Origin of the sequence: Paenibacillus yanchengensis (genome assembly GCF_042684845.1) — a bacterium.
GTDB lineage: Bacteria > Bacillota > Bacilli > Paenibacillales > Paenibacillaceae > Pristimantibacillus > Pristimantibacillus yanchengensis.
This window is the reverse complement of sequence record NZ_JBHUMH010000009.1, coordinates 1-2,063: the sequence shown is the minus strand read 5'-3', so window position 1 is coordinate 2,063 and position 2,063 is coordinate 1. Positions and strand designations below refer to the sequence as shown.

Below are 2,063 nucleotides of genomic sequence, written 5' to 3'. Positions count from 1 at the left end.
ACAGAGGAGATACATCGATATGGACCTATATTGGACGTGGAAAAAAGAGAAGAAGAAAGCCGAACCCAAGTCATAAGTCCGGCAGATCATATCTAAAGGGAATTTACACATAAAAAAGGACTTGACCTCTTTTTTAACTCTTGTATCAATATTTACTCCTAGTCAGTGTTTTATTGAACTTTATTGAAACAAACACTGACTATACCTTACTAAGAAAGGACGTTAATTATGGATTGGATTGTTAATGTTCCCTCTGGTGGATTATTTTACGAAGGTAATCTAGAACATATTTATCCACCCAAGATCAGTACGCTTGATTTAAGTAAAACAAAACCTATCTTTTCAACCTTATCTCAATTTTACTTATCCTTATCTATATTACATGGAGGATCGGGTACATTGTTTTTTTCAATACCGGATGAAAATTTATATCAGACATCTCTTGAGCATCTCGGAAGTCATTTTGAAAATGTGAAAATTTCCCGCACGGAAGGAAGTCCTGATATTCTTATCTTGAAGAAAGTACGTCAAGAATCCATCCAACAATTAAAAGAAACCTATGAACATAATAAAATTCATCCGATCATACTCGATTTATTTTTTCCTCAAAAACATGTAACGAACTTCACTTATATATCTAATAAAAAAGTATATAAAATTGTCTCCTCGAAAATCGATCCTTATTACTCGGATGATTTCACTAATACTTGGAATCTTATCACTATGAGTCACCAAAGAGAAAAGGTATTAGCAATAACACCAAATAAGTGGTACTTAACGGATGATTTAAAAAACTCTTTAGCAATCAGATACCTATCAGCGCATTCTAATTCTCTATATTTATGGGTTAACTCAGAAACAAAAGAGGTACTTTATCTTGATATTAAGTTTGATTAATGAGTGGAATGTCCAGCTCAGTCAGTGAATGCATTTCTCAATAATACACGAAGCAAAATAGTCGCAAGGATGCTGATATGATATGCTCCCATCATAGTAGACAGTAGAAAAAACAAAAACTTCTACTACTACTAATGATGGGAGTTTTTCTAATGTCTAAAAGAAGTTCTATTTCTGTGGAAGTAAAACTACACGTGGTACAGCGATGCCTTGCTCACAAGTCAAATCCAAACCATGAAGCAAAACAGCTGGGGGTGAGTCATTATTCAGTCACGGATTGGATAAGAAAATATGAAGCAGATGGCCTAGATGGGTTAAAGGAATCCCATACATGGAAAATATATTCAGAGGAATTAAAGAATACCGCTATTCATGATGTATTGTCTGGTCGTTGCTCTGTGCTAACCGCAACAAAAAAACACCATATTTCAAGTACGAGTGTCCTACGAAAGTGGATTTCCAAGTATAATAGTGAGATAGAATGGAAACCTACTCGTAAAGGAAGAGGGCTATCTCATATGAATAAAGGACGCAAAACAACTTTTGAAGAACGTATTGAAATTGCACAATATACCATCGCTAATGGTTTAGATTATCAAAAAGCGATCGAAAAATATAAAGTATCTTATCAGCAAGTGTATGCTTGGGTTCAGAAATATCAAGCAGGTAGCGAGGATGCGCTTAAGGACAATCGCGGCCGTAATAAGCCTGTAGAGNCGCAAAAAAGTTGGCAGAGATCGAGCGACGACCTACACGCTAACCCTTGTTCGACAAGTAACCTTGTATCAAGCGATTCAAGAACTCAACAACGAAAAAGGATATGCGATTACGAAGTTATGTGCGTTAGCAGGCGTTGCTCGATCTGCCTATTACAAGTGGTTACATTGGAAGCCATCTACCAGAGAACGTGCCATTCTTGCACTAGCAAAAAAAGTGAAGCGTCATTATGACAAAAGAAAAGGGGTCCTTGGTTATCGCCAAATGCGTACTCAGTTAAACCGAAAACTCAAAAAGAAGTACAATAAAAAACGCTATTACTGCATCATGCGTGCACTTGGACTTAAATCAGTGATTCGCAGGAAACGACCAAGCTATGTGAAGGTCTCTGAGATCCATGTTGCTGAAAATATCATGAACCGTAACTTTGATGCCCCTTCTCCTAATTT

Annotated in this window: 3 protein-coding genes; all 3 read left to right on the top strand. The window is 36.6% G+C overall.

The window, feature by feature from the left end:
- Nucleotides 1-228 precede the first annotated feature (228 nt).
- Nucleotides 229-897, top strand: a complete 669-nt coding sequence (locus tag ACFSTH_RS02330) for a hypothetical protein (protein WP_377774112.1) — start codon at nucleotides 229-231, stop codon at nucleotides 895-897.
- Nucleotides 898-1,031: 134 nt separating this feature from the next.
- On the top strand, nucleotides 1,032-1,847 hold the full coding sequence (locus ACFSTH_RS02325; protein ID WP_449295463.1) for a transposase: 816 nt from the start codon (nucleotides 1,032-1,034) through the stop codon (nucleotides 1,845-1,847).
- Nucleotides 1,831-2,063: IS3 family transposase (locus ACFSTH_RS02320; protein ID WP_377793582.1), on the top strand; the 233-nt coding region annotated here is incomplete at its 3' end. The genes ACFSTH_RS02325 and ACFSTH_RS02320, both read left to right, overlap by 17 nt.

Coding starts and splice junctions, on each gene's coding strand:
- ACFSTH_RS02330 (WP_377774112.1), top strand. CDS start 229: ATGGATTGGATTGTTAATGTTCCCTCTGGTGGATTATTTTACGAAGGT.